This is a genomic window from Azospirillum sp. UENF 312511 (genome assembly GCF_058780635.1).
Window position 1 is genome coordinate 1,406,143 of the sequence record NZ_JBSNCG010000003.1, and the last position, 16,513, is coordinate 1,422,655.

Here is a 16,513-nt window from a genome sequence, read left to right on the forward strand (position 1 = left end):
GAGAAGAAAACGCCGTCCGTCAGGCGGCGCAGGCGCGCCAGTCGCCTCCGCCGCCGACCACGGTCAGCCCGCGCAGGCGGAACTGCGCCCGCACCACCGCGGCCCAGCCCTTGCGGATCTGGGCGACCTTGACGGCGTCGGAGGCCTTGGCGTCGGTGGCGGTGCCGCAAATCTCGAACAGGAGCGCGTCGCCGATGGAGCCGGGGCACAGCGCCAGGGCGTGCACCAGCCAAGCCATCAGCTCGGCCGGGGTGTGGCGCGGCAGACCGCGCTCCGCCAGGGTCAGGGCATTCCCGAGGTTCGCCAGCTCCCGCCGAGCCGTTCCGGGGTTCGGGATCATCAATGGCCTCCCTCGCGCGTGTCTCACGGACGACTCCTTACCTCTTTGGAATGGAGCGCGTCAGTGACGGCCATCACAGCACGGCCGTCTCAGCACAGCCGTCCCCGCACTGCCGTCCCCGCGGCGCTCCGAATGGGATCATGCAGGAAACAGACGGCAGCCTCTTTTGGTGTGCCGCGTGCGAATTATCCTCTTTCCCGTTATAGTCGGGACGCCGCACGGTTCGTCGCACCCCTCGCATCCCTGGGAAGGCTCACGTTTTGTCGATGCTCTCCACCCGCGCCGCCTCCGCCGACGCGTCCGACGCCAAGGACGCCGGCACCGCCAACATCCCCAACAAGCGCGCGATCCTGTCCCGGCGCAAGCTGGCGGAGGATCTGGAGAAGCTGGTGGCGGAGCATGGCACCGGCGACAAGCTGCGCCCCGCCCTGATCGCCCGCCTGCGCGGCGCGCTGAACGACGGGCGGGCGGAGGTGCGCGCCCGCTTCGAGGCCAAGGGATCGGGCGAGGACTGCGTGCGGCAGAACTGCTACCTCGCCGACGGGGTGGTGCGTTCGCTGGCCGACCTCACGGTCACCCACATCTTCCCCTCGCCCAACCCGACCTCCGGCGAGGTGTTCGACATCGTCGCCACCGGCGGCTACGGCCGGGGCGAGCTGGCGCCCTTCTCCGACATCGACCTGCTGTTCCTGCTGCCCTACAAGCGCACCCCGCGGGTGGAGCAGGTGGTCGAGTACATGCTCTACATCCTGTGGGACCTCGGGCTGAAGGTCGGCCACGCGGTGCGCAGCGTCGACGACTGCATCCGCCAGTCCAAGGCCGACGTGACCATCCGCACCGCCATCCTGGAGTCCCGCTATCTCTGGGGTCCGCGCAAGCTGTTCACCGAACTGCGCCGCCGCTTCGACCGCGAGGTGGTGGCCGGCACCGGGCCGGAATTCGTCGAGGCCAAGCTGGCCGAGCGCGACAACCGCCACCTGAAGCTGGGCGACAGCCGCTACGTGCTGGAACCCAACCTGAAGGACGGCAAGGGGGGCCTGCGCGACCTGCAGACCCTGTTCTGGATCGCCAAGTACCTGTACCGGGTCGAGGACGTCGACGATCTGGTCGGCAAGAAGGTGCTTCTGCCGGAGGAGGCGCAGCGCTTCGCCAAGGCGCAGAATTTCCTGTGGACCGCGCGCTGCCACCTGCACTACCTGACCGGGCGCATGGAGGACCGGATGACCTTCGACGTGCAGACGTCGATCGGCACCCGCATGGGCTACACCGACCACGCCGGGACCAAGGGCGTGGAACGCTTCATGAAGCATTACTTCCTGGTCGCCAAGGACGTGGGCGACCTGACCCGCATCTTCTGTGCGGCGCTGGAGGCGGAATCGAAGCGCCCGCCCAAGTTCAACATCCTGCGGCTGGCAGCCCTGGCCCGCCGCAAGGACGTGGACGGCTTCGTGGTGGACGGCGAGCGGCTGAACGTCCGCAGCGACCGCCAGTTCAAGGACGAGCCGCTGGACATGATCCGGCTGTTCCACACCGCCCAGCAGAACGACATCGACATCCACCCCAACGCGCTGCGCGCCATCACGCGCTCGCTGTCGGTGGTGGGGCCTAAACTGCGCGCGGACGCGGAGGCCAACCGGCTGTTCCTGGAGATCCTGACCGGCCGCAAGGACCCGGAGATCACGCTGCGCCGCATGAACGAGGCCGGGGTGCTGGCCCGCTTCATCCCCGACTTCGGCCGGGTGGTCGCGCAGATGCAGTACGACATGTACCATGTCTACACCGTGGACGAGCACACGCTGTTCGCTCTCGGCATCCTGCACAAGATCGAGATGGGCGAGCTGACCGACGAGCTGCCGCTGTCGTCGGAGGTGATCCACAAGGTGGTGTCGCGGCGCGCGCTCTACGTCGCGGTGCTGCTGCACGACATCGCCAAGGGCCGCGGCGGCGACCATTCCATCCTCGGCGCGCGGGTGGCGGAGAAGCTGTGCCCGCGGCTCGGCCTGACGGCGGAGGAGACGGAGACGGTCGCCTGGCTGGTGCGCTGGCACCTCGCCATGTCCTACACCGCCTTCAAGCGCGATCTGGAGGACGACAAGACGGTGCGCGACTTCGTCTCGCTCGTCCAGTCGCCGGAGCGGCTGCGCCTGCTGCTGGTGCTGACGGTGGCGGACATCCGGGCGGTCGGGCCGCAGCGCTGGAACAATTGGAAGGCCACGCTGCTGCGCGAGCTGTACAACCGGTCGGAAGAGGTGATGTCCGGCGGCCTGTCGGTCGAAGGGCGCGGGCGCCGCATCCAGGCCGCCCAGGCGGCGCTGCGCGCCGAGCTGTCCGACTTCGACGACGCCGATTTCGAGCAACATCTCGCGCTCGGCTACCCCGCCTACTGGCTGGCCTTCGACGCGGAGACGCTGGGCCGGCAGGCGCGGCTGGTCCGCGAGGCGCTGCGCGACGAACGGCCGCTGACCGTCAACACGCGCATCGACCGCAGCCGGGCGATCACCGAGGTGACGATCTTCGCCACCGACCACCACGGCCTGTTCTCCCGCCTCGCCGGGGCGCTGGCGGCGGCGGGGGCGGACATCGTGGACGCCCGCATCTTCACCATGACCAACGGCATGGCGCTGGACGTCTTCACCGTGCAGGACGCGGCGGGCGGCGGCGCCTTCGAGAGCGGCGACAAGCTCGCCAAGCTGTCGGTGATGATCGAGAAGGTGCTGTCCGGCCAGTTGAAGCCGCTGCACGACCTGGCCAAGCGCAAGGCCCCGCACGCCAGCCGCACCCGCGTCTTCCACGTGCCGCCGCGCGTGCTGATCGACAACAACGCCTCCACCACCCACACGGTGATCGAGGTCAACGGGCGCGACCGCCCCGGCCTGCTCTACGACCTGACCCGCGCGCTGACCAACCTGACCCTGCAGATCTCCTCGGCGAAGATCTCGACCTATGGGGAAAAGGCCATCGACGTCTTCTATGTGAAGGACGTCTTCGGCCTGAAAGTCACCCACGAAAGCAAGCTGGCCCAGATCCGCGAGCGGCTGCTGCACGCGCTCGCCGATCCGGCGGGCTGAGGACGGAGCTGCGGGCGTGCTTTAGGAAAGCTGGTCCTCCGCCCAGCCGTCGAGCGCCTTGGCGGCCAGACCGGCCAGCACCCCGGTCGCCATGCCGGCGGCGTAGTCGGACGCCCAGTGCCGCTCGGTGGCGAGGCTCGACCAGCCCACCGCCGCGGCAAAACCCAGGCTGACTATGGTGGCCGGAGAGAGGCCGCGGTTCAGCCCGACCGCCGTGGTCAGCGCCGACACGTTGATGGCGTGGCCGGAGGGGAAGGAGGCGTGCTTGCCGTCCGCCTTGCCCCAGCGGCTGGGGTCGCGGCCCTCGTTCGGGCGGGCGCGGCAGACGACGCGCTTGATCCCCTTGCCGGCCACCGTCCCCAGCGCGATGGCGAGCAGCCCCTGCCGGGCGAGGCGTGACCAGCCCGGCTTCTCCATGCCCAGCCCGGCGGCCCACAGAGCGCCCAGGGCCGGCATCAGCACCATGCGGGAGCTGGGCACCTGAAGCCCGTCGCGCAGGGCCGGCACCTCCGCGCCCAGGGCGACGGCCTTGCGGCGGGCGGTTCCGTCCAGCCCGTTCACGCCGTCCAGAACGCGGTCCGTGAAATCCTCGTCGCTCATCTCGCGGATCTCCCAAAGCACGCCCCCATCACCGCGGAGGCCAAGCGTAAACAGCCGCGCTGGCGTTTCGTGCCCGCATGGTCCCGCAAGGCAGGGGTGCCCGGCATGAGGGGCGCCATCCTGGGGGGCACCGTCTTGGCAATCGCCGACCGTGCGGTGATGTCCCCTCTCCCCTCCGGGGAGAGGGTTAGGGTGAGGGGGTTGCGCATTGCGGTGTGTCCGGCAAAAGCGCATCCCCCTCACCGGCCCTTTGGGCCACCCTCTCCCCAGAGGTGAGAGGGTTTTAGATAAGGTTCTGGAGTCGGCGATTGCCAAGCCGGTTCGCCGCCACACCTTGGCAATCGCCGACCACCGGCCCGGACATCGGCCAGACATCGCCAAGACCACCCCATAAATTCCCGAGTCGCGACTCGTCCGTCCCGCCCCGCCTTGGCAATCGCCGACCAATGCCCGAGTCGCCTTAAGTCTGGGCCGAGTCTCCGATGATTCCCACATGGTCCCTTGGCGAACGCCGACGAGTCTTCTGGCAATCGCCGACGCACCCCCGAGTCGTCCCCAGGCAATCGCCGACCTAGCAAATAGACTCCAGCAATTAGGTCTCAATTAGCCTCGTCGGCGATCGCCAAATGGACTCTCCCGGCGGTGCATGATCGACTGCAGGCAGAATGGACGGGGGGACCTATGGGCGACGTGCACCAACTCATCATGACGCATGGCCGGCGCGAGGCGCGGAACCTCGTGGATCCGAAGCGGGCCAGCGTCGTCGATGTCGCGGCGGCGGTGCTGGAGGACGAGTCCAACGCGCTGGGCATCACCTACTCCGGCTTTTGCCTGACCAGCCTGCCCCACCGGAAGCTGGCGCCGGACGCCGAATGGCGCCGCGACCAGGGCCGCGTCACCCTGCTGGTCGAGCCGGGCAAGGAGCGCAAGCGCGACGGCAGCCTGATGCCGGTCGGCGTGCCCTACGGCGCCAAGGCGCGGCTGATCCTCCTCTATCTCCAGACCCGCGCCATCCAGGACAACAGCCGCGAGATCGAGCTTGGCCGCTCGATGAACGACTGGCTCGACCGCATGGGCGTGTCGGCCGGCGGCTCCACCTACAAGGCGGTGCAGGAGCAGGCGACCCGCATCAACCTGTGCCGCCTGACCTTCTTCTGGGACAAGGACGGGGCCGAGGGCTTCGCCAAGGAGAACATCGTCAACGGCGGCATCCGCCTGCGCGACGACGACGGCCAGGGCACGCTGTGGCGCGAGACGGTGCAGCTGTCGGAAACCTTTTTCGCCGCGCTGAAGCGCTCCCCCGTCCCGATCTGGGAGCCGGCGATCCGCCACATCGGCGGCTGTTCGATGGCGATCGACGTCTATGTCTGGCTGGCCTACCGGCTGCACGTGCTGCGCGACCCGATTCCGGTGACCTGGAAGGCGCTCTTCACCCAATTCGGCGGCGGCTACAAGGAGCTGAAGCACTTCAAGCCGGAGTTCCGCGTCGCGCTGGACTTGGCGCTGGCCGTTTACGAGGCGGCGCGGGTGGAGTTCTCCGACACCGGCGTCCTGCTTTACCCGTCGCCCCCGCCGATTCCGGAGCGCAAGATCCTGCCCGCCGCGCGCGGGTGAGTTGGTGGCGGGTCAGTCGGCGATTGCCAACCCGCCCGGCCCCGGAATCGGAGTCGGCGATTGCCAGAGGATGGAGCGGCATCCTCCCAACGCGGACGAGCAGAGCTTCGCCTACCTCGCCTTGAAGGCTTGCAGACTGCCGCCTTCCCGCGTGTAGATCTGCATCGGACGGCATGTCTCGTCCGTATTGACGATGAGCACGCCGGGTTTGTCCTTCGCGTACAGCCAGATTTCGTATTGCGACACCCGCCCACCCGGTCCGGTGCGCAATTCGCTATAGACCGCGGCCCGGAACTGCTCCACCGGAATCCCCTCACCCGCCAGGACGGACGCGACCTGACGATTGCAGGTTCTCTGCACCAAGCCGTTCAACGCCTCCACCGCTCCGGGGGCGGGCTCCGCGGTGCGCGGCGGAGCGAGACCGGCGCAGGCGCCGAGGCCGAGAAGGCCGGCGCACAGGATGATCCTGGCGGTCCTGCGATTGCGCGAACGGCGTCCGGCGTGGCGATGCATCGCGGCCTCCCTGCTCAATGGCGGTGTCTGGTGGCGGTGTCTGGTAGCGGTGTGTGGTTACCTCTGCGCAAACACGGCGGCGGGGAAAAAGGTTCGTGCCGGTCCTTGGCAATCGCCGACCCTTTGAAGAATCGGGCGGGCCGGGAATCAGGTGGGCAGAAAAAAGGCGGGGCACGGCGGCCCCGCCTTCCTTCCTTTCCGAATCGGCCCTTTCCGAATCGGCCGGATGACTTCAGTCCACCTGGACCTTCTCGCCGTTCTTCCAGGCCCAGAACACGTAGCCCGGCTGCTTCAGGTCGCCCTTGTCGTCGAAGGACAGCGAGCCGACCACCGTGTCGAAGGACGGGCCGGCGCGCAGCGCCTTCGCCACGGCGTCGGGCTTGGCGCTGTTGGCCTTCTGCACGGCCTCGGCGTAGGTCTGCACCGCGGCGTAGGCGAACAGGGTGAAGCCGTCGGTGCGGATGTTCTTGGCCTGCAGGGCCTCCACCACCGGCTTGGCGGCGGGGTTGCGCTGCGGGTCGGGCGAGAAGGTGAACAGCGTGCCTTCCGCCGTGTCGCCGGCGATGTTCCAGTAGGACTGCGGCTGGATGCCGTCGGCGCCGATGATCTGCGGGCGGAACTGCTGGTCGGCCGCCTGACGGGCAATCAGACCCAGCTCCTGATCGTAGCCGCCGTAATAGAGCACGTCGACGCCGTCCGACTTCAGGCGGGTGACGAGCGCGGAATAGTCCTTCTCGCCGGCGGTGATGCTGGTGAAGGCGGCCTCGGTGATGCCGGCGGCGTTCAGGCGGCGCTTCACGTCGTCGGCGAGGCCCTGGCCGTAGGCCTGCTTGTCGTGGACGATGGCGACCTTCTTGCCCTTGTAGCGGTCGGCGATCAGCTTGGCCGCCACCTCGCCCTGCTGGTCGTCGCGGCCGCAGACGCGGAAGACGTTCTTCAGGCCGCGGTCGGTGAGCTGCGGGCTGGTCGCGGTGGGGGAGATCATCACGATCCCCTCCTCGCCATAGACGTTGGAAGCGGCGATGGAGGCGCCGGAGCAGACATGGCCGATCACCGCGGCGACGTTCTGGCTCACCAGCTTGTTGGCGGCGGCCACCGCCTGCTTGGCGTCGCAGGCGTCGTCGGCGATGGTCAGGACCAGCTTCTGGCCGAGCAGCCCGCCCTTGGCGTTGATGTCGGCCACGGCGGCCTCGACGCCGGCGCGGGTCTGCTCGCCATAGGCGGCGGCGGCGCCGGTCATCGGACCGGCCAGCGCGATGGTGATGTCGGCCTGGGCGGCCCCGGCCCACAGGCCGGCCCCCAGGGCGACGACGGCGGCGGTCACAGCCAGCTTCGCACGGATCATGGGTGGATTCCTCTCTCCGGGAACAGGTTCTTTTTATCGAACGCTTTCGGGTCGGAGACCGCGGACGCCGCCTCCGAAACAGGCAAACAAGCAAAGGGACGAGTCCAGCGCAATGGGCAAACAAGCACAGGCAGCCGCACGCCCGGCGCATGACACGGTTTTCAGGATGGCGAAGGGCCGGTTCGGTCGACCAACTCAGTCGACCAATTCGCGCGGCGCTGCGCCGGACGGCGCCGGTGGGGCCAGCGCGGCCGGGGCCAGGGCCAGGGCGATGGCCCGGCGCAGATCGTCGGCCAGGACGGGCTTGTGCAGGATGCTGAACTTGCCGGCCTCGGCCTCGGCAAGACGCTCCGGGGCAGTGTCGCCGGTCACCAGGATGCCGGGGATCGGGCGCTTCGACCGCCGCCGCACCTCGCGGATGGTTTCGGTGCCGGTGTGCCCCTCGCCCAGCCGGTAATCGGCGACGATCACGTCGGGATCGGGGTGGCGGCGCAGCGCCTCCACCGCCTCGCCGAAGCTGGCGGCGGGAAACGCCTCGTGCCCCCATTGCCGGATCATCGCGCACAGCCCCTCGCGCACGATGGGGTCGTCCTCGACGACCAGCACGCGGGCGCCGGCCCGCATGCGGGCGGTCACAGGGAAGTCCTCCGGCAGCGTCTCGGCCGGGGCGGGGGGATCGGCGAGCGGCACCTCCACCCGGAACACCGACCCACGCCCCGGTTCGGAGCGCAGGCTGACCGGGTGGTCCAGCATGCCGGCCAGCCGGCGCACCACGGCGAGCCCAAGGCCCAGCCCCTGGTCGCGGTCGCGGCTGGCGTTCCCGACCTGCACGAACTCCTGGAAGATGTCCTCCTGCCGGTCGGTCGGGATGCCGATGCCGGTGTCCCACACCTCGATCCGCAGCACCGCGCCGCGCCGCCGGCAGCCGACCAGGATGCGCCCGCGGTTGGTGTAGCGCAGCGCGTTCTCCACGAAGTTCTGCAGGATGCGGCCGAGCAGCATCGGGTCGCTGTCCACATGGGCGCCGCAGGGCATGATGTGCAGCAGCAGCCCCTTGCGCACCGCCACCGGGCGGCTGTTGGCGGCGATGCGGTCCAGCAGCTCGGTCACCGGGAAGACCACGCGCTTCGGCTCGACCGCCCCGGCCTCCAGCCGCGACACGTCGAGCAGCCCGTCGAGAAGCATCTTCAGGGCGCCCAGCGCGCGGTCCATGGTGGTGAGGATCTTGCGCATGGCGGGGTCGGTGGCACGGGTGGACAGCGCCTCCATCAGCAGCATCAGCGACTGCACGGGCTGGCGCAGGTCGTGGCTGGCCGCCGCCAGGAACTTCGACTTGCCGATGTTGGCGCGGTCGGCCTCCCGCCGCGCCTCGGCCAGCGCGGCCTGGGCGGTCTTGTGCTCGGTGATGTCGCGGACGGTGGCGATCACGCTGACCAGCCTCCCCCCGGCGCCGCGCACCGGCGAGGCGCGCAGCTCCAGCCAGACCTCCGACGCACCGGGACCCGCAGCGCCGCCCGAACTGAAACCGGGACGCAGGAACTCCGCGCTCATGTCCCCGGCGTCCCCGGCACCGTCGCACAGCGGGCCCAGCCCCGCCTCGTCCCCCATCAGCCCGGCCAGCACCTCCCGCGCGGCACGCCCGTCGGCGGCGCCCGGGCCGATCCCCATCAGCCGGGAAAAGGCGGGGTTTGTGTAGACCACCGGCACGCCCGGCCGGGTGGCGTCGGCGATCAGGATGCCGTCGCCGCTCCATTCCATCGCCCGGTTGCGGATGCGCAGCGCCCGGTCGCCGTGGCGGCGGCGCTGAAGCTCCACGAGGAAGGCGGTGGTGAACAGCAGGATCACCGCGGTGGTGGCGGCGGCCCAGACGATGGAATAGAAGCGGTTCTGCCGCCACGCGCCGAACACCGTCTCCACCGACTCCCCGACCACCGTCATGAGCGGGTAGTCGGCGGAAGCGCGCAAGGCGTAGATGCGCTCCACCCCGTCCACCGGACTGACGATGCGGTGGTGCCGGACCGTTCCGCTCCCCGCCTCCGGCCAGAGTTCCGGATTGCGGAAGCTGCGGCCGAACACCTGATCTTGAAGGGCTTGACGGGCCAGCAAGGGGCCGTCCGCGCGGGCGATGGCGACCGCGCTGTCGTGCGGCAGGTCCAGACGGCCATAGAAACGGGAGAAGATCTCAGCCGGTACGTCGATCACGGCCACGCCGCGGAACGTCCCGTCCGACCCCTCCAGCCGACGCGACACCGGAATGAACACGTCTGTCGTGCCCGGACTGACGAAGGGCAGGCCGATGACGAAGCCCTTCTGGTTCCCCTTCCGGTGGGCGTTCGACTTATGCCGGGCGAACTCCTCCCACTCCAGCACGGGGTTGCGGGTGGTGGTCCGCCCCAAGCCCATGGACAGCCAGCTGTTCGCATCGTAAATCCGGATGGAGGCGGCCAAGCCTTCCGCGAACGACCGCCGGGTGGGAATCAGGAGCGGAATGTCCTTTTCGACATGGGAGGCGACGTCGACCAGAAGATCGTCCAGCCGGCGGAAGGTGGCGATGGCCTGTTCCTCGACCAGCTGCGCCATCGCCGCCGTATGCTGGCGGGTCGTCTGGTCGAGGAAGCGTTCCTCACGCTCGATGCGGGTCAGCAGCGTCCACCACAGCGCCACGATGGCGACGGCGACCGCAACGGCGGGAAGCACGAGACGGGCCTCCATCCCCCGCGAAAAAGCGATCCATCGTCGCACTGCCGACCTCAAACACTGCCTAATGAGCATTATGCGCCAGAAGACTTCTCCCTTCAATGGACAAAGCGGCAGCAAATGATACGAAAAATAGAAAGCAATCAAACTTTTGCGATTTTCTTTGCTGCGATTTTCTTCGCGGCGTCGGGGCGGGTTTCGGCGACCAACCGAACCGTGCCCGGCGGGACGGTCGGCGGATGAGTTTCGCCCGCGCCATCGCCACCGTCGGCAGCCTGACGCTGCTGAGCCGGCTGGCCGGCTTCGCCCGCGACATCCTGACCGCGGCGGTGCTCGGCGCCGGGCCGGTGGCCGACGCCTTCTTCGTGGCGCTGAAGCTGCCCAACTTCTTCCGCCGCCTGTTCGCGGAGGGGGCCTTCAGCGTCGCCTTCGTCCCGCTGTTCGCGGCGGAGCTTCAGCGCAACGGCCGCGCCGCCGCGGTGGCCTTCGCCGAGCAGGCGCTGGCGATCCTGCTGACCGTGCTGCTGCCCTTCACCGCCCTGGCCATACTGGGGATGCCCGCGCTGATGCACGTCCTGGCGCCGGGCTTCGTGGACGAGCCGGCGAAGTTCGCGCTGGCCGTGGACATGGCGCGGCTGACCTTTCCCTATCTGACGCTGATTTCGCTGGTGGCGCTGCTGGGCGGCGTGCTGAACGCGCTGGACCGCTTCGGGCCCTTCGCCGCCGCCCCCATCGCCTTCAACCTGACGCTGATCGCCGCATTGCTGACCGCGCCGCGGCTGGGGCTGGAGCCGGGGCGGGCGATGGCCGCGGCGGTGACCCTGTCGGGCGTCGTGCAACTCGTCTGGATGGGCTGGGCCTGCCGGGCGGCGGGGGTGACGCTGCGCCTGACCGCGCCGCGGCTGACCGAGGGCATGCGCCGCCTGTTCCGGCTGGTCGGACCCGGGGCCATCGGCGCCGGGGTCATGCAGATCAACCTGTTCCTGAACGTCGTCCTGGCCTCGCTGCTGCCGTCGGGCGCGGTGTCCTTCCTCTATTACGCCGACCGGCTGAACCAGATGCCGCTGGGCGTCATCGGCATCGCCATCGGAACCGCGCTGCTGCCCGTGCTCGCCCGCCACGCCGCGGCGGGGGACGAGCGGATGGTCCGCCACTACCTCAGCCGCGCCTTGGAATTCAGCCTGCTGCTCGGCCTGCCGGCGGCGGTGGCGCTGGGGGTGGCCGGGGCGCCCATCGTCTCGGTGCTGTTCGAGCGCGGCGCCTTCGGCCCGGCGGAGGCGCAGGCGACCGCCTGGGCGCTGGCCGCCTACGCCATCGGCATCCCCGCCCATGTGATCGTCAAGGCGCTGAACGCCGCCTTCTTCGCCCGCCAGGACACGGCGACCCCGGTGCGCGTCGCCGTGGTGGTGACGGTGGCCAACCTGGCGCTGGGCATCGCGCTGATGCCGGTGCTGGGGCATGTCGGGATCGCGCTGGCCACCGGGCTGACCGCCTGGCTGAACCTCGCTTTGCTGGCCCTCGCGCTGCGCCGCCGCGGCTTCCTGCAGCTCGACGGGCGCTTCCTCGGCCGCGCCCCGCGCATCGCCGCGGCGGCGCTGGGCATGGGGGCGGCGCTGCTGGCCGGCGCGTCGCTGCTGGCGCCGGGGCTGGAGGCGGCGTCCACCCTGGTCCGCTTCGGCGCGCTGGCCCTGCTGGTCGGCGGCGGCGTGGCGGTGTTCGGGGCGCTGGCGCAGCTGACCGGCGCTACCGATCTGGCCGACCTGAAGGGCTTCCTGCGCAAGGACACTCCGGAATTGGAGCCGCCCGTGTCTTGACCCCGCCCGGTTCCGGCGCGATAACAGCCGCCTTCCAGAAGTTTCGAGCGAGAGTCCTCCCGTGAACCGCATCTTCTCCGGCATGCAGCCGACCCGGCAGCTTCACCTCGGCAACTATCTGGGGGCGCTGCGCAACTGGGTCGAGCTGCAGAACAGCTACGAGTGCATCTTCTGCGTCGTCGACCTGCACGCGCTGACCATCGACCAGGACGCGGAAGTCCTGCGCAACAACATCCGCGAGGTCACCGCAGCCTACATCGCCGCCGGCATCGACCCGGAGAAGAACATCCTCTTCAACCAGTCCTTCGTCCCGGCTCATTCGGAGCTGGCCTGGATCCTCTCCTGCCACACGCCGCTCGGCTGGCTGAACCGCATGACGCAGTTCAAGGAGAAGGCCGGCAAGCAGAAGGACATGGCGAACCTCGGCCTCTACTCCTACCCGGTGCTGATGGCCGCCGACATCCTGCTCTACAAGGCCACCCACGTCCCGGTGGGCGAGGACCAGAAGCAGCATCTGGAGCTGGCCCGCGACATCGCCGGCGCCTTCAACCGCCGCTACGACACCGAGTTCTTCCCGCTGCCCGAGCCGCAGATCCTCGGCGAGGCGACGCGCGTGATGTCCCTGCGCGACGGCACCAAGAAGATGAGCAAGTCGGACGAGTCCGAATATTCGCGCATCAACATGACCGACGACGCCGACACCATCGCGACGAAGATCCGCAAGGCCAAGACCGATCCGGAGCCTCTGCCGGACACCGTCGCCGACCTGGAGAAGCGTCCGGAGGCCGACAACCTCGTGACCATCTACGCCGCCCTGTCCAGCCAGACGCGCGAGCAGACGGTGCAGCAGTTCGCGGGCGCCCAGTTCTCCGGCTTCAAGGCGGCGCTGGTCGACCTGTCGGTCGCCAAGCTGGCCCCGATGACCACCCGCATGAAGGAGCTGCTGGACGACAAGGCGGAAATCGACCGCCTGCTGCGCCGCGGCGGCGAGCGCGCGGCGGCCATCGCCGAGACGAACCTGAACGGCGTGAAGGACATCATCGGCCTTCTGCGTCCCTGAGCCAAAGTGATCGGGTTCAGCCTCCTTAGCCCTCTCCCCTCTGGGGAGAGGGTGGCTCGAAGGGCCGGTGAGGGGGTTGCGCTTTTGCCGGACATATCGACACGCGCCCCCCCTCACCCTAACCCTCTCCCCAGAGGGGAGAGGGGATTTGTAACGCGATAGTTTTGGTCCCTGCCCCACCGACCGAAAGGCGTCCGCCGTGACAGCTCCCATTCTGCTCACCGGGTTCCAGCCCTTCGGGGATCACGCCGTCAACCCGACGGCGCTCCTCATGGAGCGGCTGGCCGGCGAGCCGGGGATCGTCACCGCGGTCCTGCCGGTCGAATACGACGCCTGCGGCGCGGCCTTCGCCGCACTGCTGGAGGAGCACCGGCCCGCCGCCGCCCTGTGCTTCGGGCTGGCCGCCGGGTCCGAATACATCAAGATCGAGCGGCTGGCCTGGAACCGCGACGAGAGCGAGCAGGCCGACAACGCCGGGATGGTGCGCACCGACGACGCCATCGAGCCGGACGGGCCGACCGCCTACGGTTCCACCCTGCCCGTCCCGACGCTGGTCCGCGAGCTGGCCATTGCCGGCCTGCCGGTGACCTTCAGCGACCATGCCGGCGGCTTCGTCTGCAACCACCTGTTCTACCGCGCCCGCCACCTGATCGAGACGGCGGACCTCGACGTTCCCATGGGCTTCGTCCACCTGCCGCCGCTGCCGGAGCAGGTCGCCGACCAGCCGGGCCGCTCCGGCCTGACGCTGGACCAGCAGGAACGGGCGCTGCGCGTGCTGGTCGGGCTGCTCCGCCAGGGGCTGGGGATCGCCGCCTGACCCGGCGGCGCCGCTGCGATCAGGGGGACGCGATCAGGGGCGTTGCGCCAGCCGCTCCATCTCCTTCGCCCAGCCCGCGTAGTTCTTGTGGAAATCGGCCAGCGCCGGATCGCTCCGGGTGCGCTCGGCCATCGCCTGCATCAGCGGCGCCTGGGCCGCCGCCAGCTCCCGCGCGTCGGTGCGCCGGGTCGCCGTCAGGAAGGAGGACAGACTGGTCACCAGCTTTCCCCCCGCCGGGGCCGCGGCCATCTTCGCCAGATCGTTGACGATCCACGGCATGTATTTCAGCACATAGTCGGCGTAGATGCGCATGACCGGTGCCTGCTCCAGCAACTCGGCGCGCTCGCGGTCGAAGTCCGTGCGGTCGAGGATGGCGTGGTTGCGGTAGACGACCGGCGCCTCCGCCGAGACGTCGCACTCCCAGCCCTTGCGCGGAACCAGCAGATCGGCCTGATCCTTTTCCTCGCGGTAGGGGTAGAAGGGCATGGTCCGGCAGCGCGACGGCTTGTCGGCGTGGATGCCGCAGAGGTTGTCCGGCTGGAGCGCCGGGCAGGGAAAATGGTTCGGCAGATAGGCGGTGGGCTGGATCAGCACCGCCACCGTCTTGCGGTTGGGCAGCCGCACGCTGGTGCCCAGCCGGGTGGCGAGGTCGTAGGATTTCGCGTTCGACCGCACCACCGTCCAGACCAGCGCCAGCGGGAAGCGGACGGCGTGGGCCACCGCGTCGGTGAGCGTCAGCGGCAGCAGCCCGTGGCAGCATTTTCCGCAGGCGGTGCAGGCGAAGCGCGGTTCCATGATCCGGGTCCGCCCTCAGCGGCCGCAGCAGGCCTTGAACTTCTTCCCCGACCCGCAGGGGCAGGGCTCGTTGCGGCCGACCTTGACGACCCGGCGCGGCTCGCCCTTCGGGTTCACTTCGCCGGCGCTGTAGAACCACTGGCCGTCGATGCGGCGGAAGGAGGCGCGCTCGTGGTGGCGCATGTCCTGGCCGTCGCGACGGAACTGGATGAGGAATTCGACGGTGCCCTCGTCACCCTCCTCCGTCGCGCGCAGCACGTCGAGCCGCTGCCAGTCGCACTCGTCGGCCACCCGCTCCGCCTCGGCACGGTTGAAGTCCTCGCGGATCTCCGGCGCGTGGGTGCGCTCCACATGGTCGAGGTCGTGGCGCACGAAGGCGGTGTAGCGCGACCGCATCAGCGCCTCGGCCGTCGCGGCGGGCGCGCCGGCCAGGATCGGGCCGCAGCAGGTCTCGAAGGAAAGGCCGGAACAGCAGGGGCAGGCGGAGGAGGTCATGGCGCGCGGGTCCGTCGGTGGGTCCGGGGCTGGTGTGGCAGGATGGGCCACCCCGGTCAAGCGCTGCGGACCAAACACAACGGACGGACAGGTGAGGTCAGGCCGAACGGGCGCGGCGCGGTTCGGACGGGGTGTGGACCGCCGGCTTCACGATGGCGCGCAGCTCCTCGAGGAAGGCGCGGCCGGAGTCGGTGAGCGTGACGATCTTGCGGCGGCGTTCGCGCGGGTCTTCCTGGGCCTGGACGAGATCGAGCCCGGCCTTCCCGAAGCTGTGCCAGCGGCTGAGCGCGGCGACGTTGCGCGACGCGGAGGATTGGGCGATGCCCAGGCGTTCCGCAAGCTCGCCGATGGAAATCCCTTCGTTCTGCGCGATCGTCATGAAGGACAGCGCGTACTGAATCGGCAGGTCGGGATCGAGCTTGCGAAACGCCTCGAGCACATGGACGACGGTGGTCACCTCGTCAGGGCGAACCCCGTCAGCGCGAATAGGGGCCGGCATCAGCGACCCTCCCCGAGCGAGGACCCCATCGGGCCGGTGTGTAGATGATGTTCAGGCGTCCAAGCCATATCACGAATTCCCCGTTATCCCGCCGGGCGTCGAAAAAACGATCCGGAGAGGCCCAGTGGGCGTGCTCAACGAAGACCGAACGACCGCAAAACCCCAAAAAGACACACATGGCTTCCTCTCGATATCCGGAATTCGCGTTCCAATGCGCTGGGTTGAAGAAGGGAGCCGTTAGCTCGCTGGGTGGTATGGGCGGACCAATCGCCCTGTCGGCGATTCGGGGTGGTGGGTACGATGGCTTTCATCGTGGTCTCCGTGGGTTGAAGAAAGGCAGGGGTTGAAGGAAGGCGCGGCCCCGAAGGGAAACCGCAGGATCGGGTATCGCCTGTCAGCGATACGCTTGCAACGTCAAAAATGACCGGGCTTCCGAAAAGTTCCGCTCCCGGATGTGTTGAGCCGGAACAGAGCCCGCTTCGGTTCCGTCCAGCCCGATGTCGCGCCGCAGATGGGCGCTCAGCGTCTCCACGCCGGCATCGTCGCCGTCGCGGTCCAGCCACTGCCGCAGCAGGGCGTTCCACAAGGTCTGCATGACTCCTCTCCTTGGTGCAGAGGAGCAATTAATCCGCTATCGGATGATTTCCGTCAAGCGTGATTCCTTCCTGCCGGACCAAGCGGTTGGGCTGCTCCGCCTTCGCCCTTGGCGATCCGCCGTTCCCGCCGTATAGAGTCCCGTCATGAAGGCGACCCCAAGTACCACCCGCATCGCGCTCTGACGCGTCCGACGCGCAGAGCCTGAACGCGCGCCCCCCGATAGGGGAGCCCGCGGTGTGTGTCTGCGCCCGCGCGCAGG

Annotated in this window: 14 protein-coding genes; 5 read left to right on the top strand and 9 right to left on the bottom strand. The window is 69.1% G+C overall.

Annotated features, from left to right (window positions below; translation table 11 throughout):
• Positions 1-19: 19 nt before the first annotated feature.
• The gene (locus ACWPN7_RS17980; protein WP_051658023.1) at positions 20-340 is read right to left on the bottom strand and encodes a hypothetical protein; all 321 of its coding nucleotides are present in this window, start codon (positions 338-340) and stop codon (positions 20-22) included.
• 266 nt (positions 341-606) lie between these two features.
• Here ACWPN7_RS17980 and ACWPN7_RS17985 point away from each other — a divergent pair, with 266 nt between their 5' ends.
• Positions 607-3,408 (top strand): [protein-PII] uridylyltransferase, encoded by a 2,802-nt coding sequence (locus tag ACWPN7_RS17985; protein WP_038530088.1) that lies wholly within the window; start codon positions 607-609, stop codon positions 3,406-3,408.
• A gap of 21 nt (positions 3,409-3,429) precedes the next feature.
• Here ACWPN7_RS17985 and ACWPN7_RS17990 read toward each other — a convergent pair whose 3' ends face one another.
• Positions 3,430-4,008, bottom strand: coding sequence for a phosphatase PAP2 family protein (locus ACWPN7_RS17990; protein WP_176025312.1), 579 nt, complete (start codon positions 4,006-4,008; stop codon positions 3,430-3,432).
• A gap of 681 nt (positions 4,009-4,689) precedes the next feature.
• On the opposite strand from ACWPN7_RS17990, the gene ACWPN7_RS17995 reads away from it, so the two are divergent.
• Positions 4,690-5,622 carry a replication protein RepA gene (locus ACWPN7_RS17995; protein WP_014238998.1) on the top strand — a complete coding sequence of 311 codons (933 nt, stop codon included), beginning with the start codon at positions 4,690-4,692 and terminating at the stop codon, positions 5,620-5,622.
• Positions 5,623-5,733: 111 nt separating this feature from the next.
• On the opposite strand, the gene ACWPN7_RS18000 is transcribed toward ACWPN7_RS17995, so the two are convergent.
• The 3 genes from ACWPN7_RS18000 to ACWPN7_RS18010 all read right to left on the bottom strand — a co-directional run bounded on the left by ACWPN7_RS18000 (position 5,734) and on the right by ACWPN7_RS18010 (position 10,177).
• Entirely contained in the window at positions 5,734-6,135 is a 402-nt protein-coding gene (locus ACWPN7_RS18000; RefSeq protein WP_459196151.1) for a hypothetical protein, read from the bottom strand.
• 232 nt (positions 6,136-6,367) lie between these two features.
• Positions 6,368-7,480, bottom strand: coding sequence for an ABC transporter substrate-binding protein (locus ACWPN7_RS18005; protein WP_137103822.1), 1,113 nt, complete (start codon positions 7,478-7,480; stop codon positions 6,368-6,370).
• A 195-nt stretch (positions 7,481-7,675) separates the two neighbouring features.
• On the bottom strand, positions 7,676-10,177 hold the full coding sequence (locus ACWPN7_RS18010) for an ATP-binding protein (RefSeq protein ID WP_349619077.1): 2,502 nt from the start codon (positions 10,175-10,177) through the stop codon (positions 7,676-7,678).
• Between the two features lie 239 nt (positions 10,178-10,416).
• Between ACWPN7_RS18010 and murJ the strand changes: the two genes are divergently transcribed.
• From murJ to ACWPN7_RS18025, 3 genes are all read left to right on the top strand, one after another.
• A complete protein-coding gene (gene murJ / locus ACWPN7_RS18015; RefSeq protein ID WP_451990884.1) occupies positions 10,417-11,991 on the top strand; it encodes a murein biosynthesis integral membrane protein MurJ in 1,575 nt (524 codons plus the stop codon).
• 61 nt (positions 11,992-12,052) lie between these two features.
• Positions 12,053-13,051, top strand: coding sequence for a tryptophan--tRNA ligase (trpS, locus tag ACWPN7_RS18020; protein WP_094301338.1), 999 nt, complete (start codon positions 12,053-12,055; stop codon positions 13,049-13,051).
• A gap of 199 nt (positions 13,052-13,250) precedes the next feature.
• Complete coding sequence (locus ACWPN7_RS18025) at positions 13,251-13,868, top strand: pyroglutamyl-peptidase I (RefSeq protein WP_201043710.1); 618 nt, start codon at positions 13,251-13,253, stop codon at positions 13,866-13,868.
• Positions 13,869-13,901: 33 nt separating this feature from the next.
• Here ACWPN7_RS18025 and ACWPN7_RS18030 read toward each other — a convergent pair whose 3' ends face one another.
• The 4 genes from ACWPN7_RS18030 to ACWPN7_RS18045 form a co-directional block, all read right to left on the bottom strand.
• Positions 13,902-14,663 carry a YkgJ family cysteine cluster protein gene (locus ACWPN7_RS18030; RefSeq protein ID WP_451990881.1) on the bottom strand — a complete coding sequence of 254 codons (762 nt, stop codon included), beginning with the start codon at positions 14,661-14,663 and terminating at the stop codon, positions 13,902-13,904.
• A 15-nt stretch (positions 14,664-14,678) separates the two neighbouring features.
• Positions 14,679-15,158: a YchJ family protein gene (locus ACWPN7_RS18035; RefSeq protein WP_014238990.1), complete on the bottom strand. Its 480-nt coding sequence runs from the start codon at positions 15,156-15,158 to the stop codon at positions 14,679-14,681.
• A 97-nt stretch (positions 15,159-15,255) separates the two neighbouring features.
• Entirely contained in the window at positions 15,256-15,657 is a 402-nt protein-coding gene (locus tag ACWPN7_RS18040; RefSeq protein ID WP_451990879.1) for a MarR family transcriptional regulator, read from the bottom strand.
• Between the two features lie 394 nt (positions 15,658-16,051).
• Positions 16,052-16,252 carry a hypothetical protein gene (locus ACWPN7_RS18045; protein ID WP_038530109.1) on the bottom strand — a complete coding sequence of 67 codons (201 nt, stop codon included), beginning with the start codon at positions 16,250-16,252 and terminating at the stop codon, positions 16,052-16,054.
• Positions 16,253-16,513: the final 261 nt, after the last annotated feature.

Excerpts from the sequence above, each read along its gene's own strand:
- ACWPN7_RS17980 (WP_051658023.1), bottom strand. The coding sequence starts at position 340 with ATGATCCCGAACCCCGGAACGGCTCGGCGGGAGCTGGCGAACCTCGGG.
- ACWPN7_RS17985 (WP_038530088.1), top strand. The coding sequence starts at position 607 with ATGCTCTCCACCCGCGCCGCCTCCGCCGACGCGTCCGACGCCAAGGAC.
- ACWPN7_RS17990 (WP_176025312.1), bottom strand. The coding sequence starts at position 4,008 with ATGAGCGACGAGGATTTCACGGACCGCGTTCTGGACGGCGTGAACGGG.
- ACWPN7_RS17995 (WP_014238998.1), top strand. The coding sequence starts at position 4,690 with ATGGGCGACGTGCACCAACTCATCATGACGCATGGCCGGCGCGAGGCG.
- ACWPN7_RS18000 (WP_459196151.1), bottom strand. The coding sequence starts at position 6,135 with ATGCATCGCCACGCCGGACGCCGTTCGCGCAATCGCAGGACCGCCAGG.
- ACWPN7_RS18005 (WP_137103822.1), bottom strand. The coding sequence starts at position 7,480 with ATGATCCGTGCGAAGCTGGCTGTGACCGCCGCCGTCGTCGCCCTGGGG.
- murJ (WP_451990884.1), top strand. The coding sequence starts at position 10,417 with ATGAGTTTCGCCCGCGCCATCGCCACCGTCGGCAGCCTGACGCTGCTG.
- ACWPN7_RS18030 (WP_451990881.1), bottom strand. The coding sequence starts at position 14,663 with ATGGAACCGCGCTTCGCCTGCACCGCCTGCGGAAAATGCTGCCACGGG.
- ACWPN7_RS18035 (WP_014238990.1), bottom strand. The coding sequence starts at position 15,158 with ATGACCTCCTCCGCCTGCCCCTGCTGTTCCGGCCTTTCCTTCGAGACC.
- ACWPN7_RS18040 (WP_451990879.1), bottom strand. The coding sequence starts at position 15,657 with ATGCCGGCCCCTATTCGCGCTGACGGGGTTCGCCCTGACGAGGTGACC.
- ACWPN7_RS18045 (WP_038530109.1), bottom strand. The coding sequence starts at position 16,252 with ATGCAGACCTTGTGGAACGCCCTGCTGCGGCAGTGGCTGGACCGCGAC.